Source organism: uncultured Anaerovibrio sp. (assembly GCF_947302755.1).
GTDB lineage: Bacteria > Bacillota > Negativicutes > Selenomonadales > Selenomonadaceae > Anaerovibrio.
The window spans coordinates 1-3700 of sequence record NZ_CAMYWM010000188.1 but is presented as its reverse complement, the minus strand read 5'-3'; the positions used below and the strand labels follow the sequence as shown (position 1 = coordinate 3700).

The following is a 3700-nucleotide window of genomic DNA, read 5'->3' as shown; positions in this document are numbered from 1 at the left end:
GATTTGGAGGAGGATTTTACAGGGTTCCAGCCCTTCAGTATATTTGACTGGTGGGACGCGCCACCCTCAGAATATCCAGTATTTTTTATTTCTGGCACCCTGTCAGCCGTTTTATTCTTTTTCCTGCTCAAAATTTCACCGCCCATCTATGAATACCACCCGCTTACACATGCCTCGGGTATCCGGTTCACCTTCCAATACAGCACCGCCAGCAAGGAGGCCATCAATAGCCGCCCTGATAGATGATAAATTCGCTCTTGTCAGGGTCATATTGCCTATTGTGTATGACTGCCCGGATAACACAGCCTTCTCTGCTTCAAGATACATCCTGAGCCGTTCATTTTGTATTGCATTAGCCATTGTTTCACCTCACATCACCAAATATTGGACTGTCTGGAGGAGCGGTTTGATTGTTTAATCCTGGAAGGCTCTTTCACCCGCATTTTTTTCTCTGATTTTTGTGATGCTCTTCCCGTAACCAGCTCCTCCAGTCTGGCCCAATTAGCTTTTAAGGACTGCATGCAGGCTATGTTGTAAACCCGCAGGTCCAAAGGCTCATTTCTTACTCCGCCGGTAGGCTCCCAGCGGGTAATTATAATACCGTTTTTCTTGAATGTTCTCAGTTGTTCAGCAATTATGCCCTTGAAATATATCTGGTCATATCCCCGGTCCTTTATAAATTCATCATTTACCGGAAAATGAAAATAACCAGGGCCGGGCTCCTTGATGGACAGCCCATTCATAACCATCTGCTTTCCTTCATCAACGCCTAATTCCTGATGGGGAATTGGCCTGTTTTTGGAATGTCTCAGGCCGTTCAGCAACGGTACACCGGGCCCATTATTGCTGCCTCGTATTGGTACCCGTTGTTTGTGCCAATTTCTTTCACAATAAGCATATACAGAGGTGGTGTAATGGCCGCCCATATCAATAAAAGCCCGGGCCACCTTCAACCCGATGCCTGATTTGAAATAATATTGTCGGTCAAGAACCTCATCCAGTGCCTCCCATGTACTCTGGTATTTGGGAATGCCCAGAATAACACCTTTCATTATTCCCCAGCATTCTTCACCCTTGCCCCAGCCACATATCTCATACTCAAGACGGTTATCCTGAGTATCAACTGCAGCTGTCAACAGCAGAACACCATCCGGCAATTCAGCCCCATAGTTTTCCCGCCGTCTTACAAACTGCATTTCATCCTCAAAGGCTCCCCGCTGACGATATGGCTCCCCAAAGCGTGTATTGATTACAACCTGCTCCCTCGTCGGGTCTCCCTTGGCCTCCAGCCACTCCCTGATAATCTCCGACCATGATATCCATGGGCTGGAAAAGGAATTGACATAAAAAGACCGGATGCCATTTTTCAACGCTTCCGGGTTCATAGGTGTATATTTTTGCTTTGAGTCTTTTATGGTCCGCTCATCAAAGAGCATTCCACAATCAGGACATACCCACTGCACCTTGTCCACTGTTACAATGGTACGGCCCTGAGTATCCTTGTGTTCTGTGTATTCGGCTGTGATGTCCACATAACGCAGGGTGTGATACTCCTCGCAATTAGGACATTGATGCTGCCATTCCTCCTGAGTACCGGCCAGGTATTCCTTTTCGATTCGGCTGGAGCCTTCATTGGTAGGTGTGGAAAAAAGACCCATCACCCGGTTCCAAAAGGTGGTCATTCTTTTGGCCGCCAAATCCACCGGGTCACCTTCACCGCCTGCCGAATCCGGAAAACGGTCTACCTCATCCGCCAAGAGTATTCTAACAGGACGACTGGCAAGCCCTGCTGGGGAATTTGCCCCACACATAATCAGCCGCCCACCGGGAAAAATCTTCGACAAGATGGTATTATTGCCATCATTCTGCTTTCCCTGTCCGCCATCCTTGTCCTTGACTGTGTAAAACAGGTCTGTAAGAGCCGGTGTATCCCGCAGCATTGGAGCAATACGGGACTTGGAATAATCTATGGCCATGTCAATGGTTGGGTGAATCATCATGATTGTACACGGATCCAAATGTGCAAACCGACCTACAATGTTGTTCATCAGGTCAGATTTGCCTATCTGACTTGACGACATGACCGCAACCCGCCGTACTCCCACCTGGGTAAAAGCATCCATTATGGCCTTTTGATATGGTGCCCTGCTGGTTCGCCACCGCCCCGGTTCTGCAGAAGTATTGGACAATATTCGATAATTATCTGCCCATTCGCTGACTGAGGTTTTAGGCAGAGGCTTTAATCCTTTGACGGATATATACCGCCATAGGTCAACTGCTTTCTTCATCGTCAACCGCCCCTTCTATTTCCTCATCAGTAAATAGCTCCGGTGTATATTCACTTAATTCACTGAGCTTTTCCTCAATTTCCCTGGTCATTACCTCATAGATTTTACCCTTACCTTTTTTCTCCAGCATAGGAGCAAGCTTAGAGGGCAAACCAAGCAGCTGGGTTCTGAGGTTTGACAGCATTTCCGTCAATACCAGCTCCACTGTCCGGGCATCATAGGCCCGGGCCTCAGCTTTGGCCAGCTTCAGCTCGGAGATTTCCCGCTTTACCTTTTCATGGCGGGCCTTTTCGGCCATGTAATCAATGCTTTCACCATTTTCATCAGTCTGGGAGCCGCCTTTCATACGGTCATAGTTTCTTACACTCTGGAGGAGATATACGCCGCCCCGCTTATCTTCATCGTCACGGATTACTATGCCTTCCTGAATAAGCTGGTTTACTCGTACAGTTGTCACTCCCAACGCCTTGGCCAGATTAACCTGGGAAACAGTAATCTTGCGTGGATCTTCTGTAACTTTCATGGGCTTCCCCTCCTTTCTGTGATGTCCAAATTGAACACCTTATAATTGCTTTGAAATTTTAATAACTTTGAAATCCAAAAACTGCTTTTGATTTTATTAAAGAATTTTCCCATTTGGAGTCATTCGTTTTATTAAACTAAGCTACAAACTTTTTTTGTGTGCAGACAGCTTTTGGGCGCCACGGGTCGCGCAAGCGTTTTATATAGCCAGAAGTACCTTTTTTCTGACGCCGCCCCGCCTCCATGCTTAAATGATAATTCACTCCACGAAAAAACCGCCCCTGTAACCAGAAGCGGCTTCATCGAATCAGTATTTACTCTTCTCGGAAAGGAATAAGTGAGTGATTATCTCAACATCTCACGCTAACATAATAACATATAAAGTACTCGCAAGAGTGCCATTTTAGTGCCAATTTTTGCTGGCTGCCTTCATCAGCACATTGAATATTTTCATTATAAATTTGTGTAATGTAATCAGGAAAGGTGCTGCCGATAGACGGTCAGCCCTGAAGCTATTCGGTATGGAAAAACCGGCTAAGTTCGGAAGCTGGAGGCAGTTTTCTATTACTATGATTTAAGCGCAATAATACATATTGCAAACAGAAACACCAAAGACAAATGTCATATAGCGTCATAAGCAATACCCTCTTTTAGGGGCTAGGATTGACCGCCTGCCTCCATGGTAACCCTCGGTAATAATTTACGATACCGGGGGTATTTTTTGTCAATGTGGAGGGTAATTTGCAAAGCCGGCACTATGTTGGCTTTTTATATATGGCAGGAGCCTCATGCTTTTGAAGCTCCTGCCAGTAGCGAAATTCCTATCAATGAACCTTGATAGCTGCATCAAAAAAGACACCCGTTAAGAGTGCCTTGATTAATTTTCAATG

General features: G+C 46.1%; 3 protein-coding genes. All 3 read right to left on the bottom strand.

All coding sequences use genetic code 11. The features are described 5' to 3' along the window. Positions 1–135: 135 nt before the first annotated feature. From Q0Y54_RS12230 to Q0Y54_RS12220, 3 genes are read right to left on the bottom strand one after another with little or no spacing between them, the layout of a single operon-like run. Positions 136–360 (bottom strand): DUF6148 family protein, encoded by a 225-nt coding sequence (locus Q0Y54_RS12230; RefSeq protein WP_297968474.1) that lies wholly within the window; start codon positions 358–360, stop codon positions 136–138. 14 nt (positions 361–374) lie between these two features. Next, a complete protein-coding gene (locus Q0Y54_RS12225) occupies positions 375–2288 on the bottom strand; it encodes a phage terminase large subunit family protein (RefSeq protein WP_297968441.1) in 1914 nt (637 codons plus the stop codon). Then, positions 2272–2811: a hypothetical protein gene (locus Q0Y54_RS12220; RefSeq protein ID WP_297968438.1), complete on the bottom strand. Its 540-nt coding sequence runs from the start codon at positions 2809–2811 to the stop codon at positions 2272–2274. Before Q0Y54_RS12220 ends, Q0Y54_RS12225 begins: the two co-directional genes overlap by 17 nt. Positions 2812–3700: the final 889 nt, after the last annotated feature.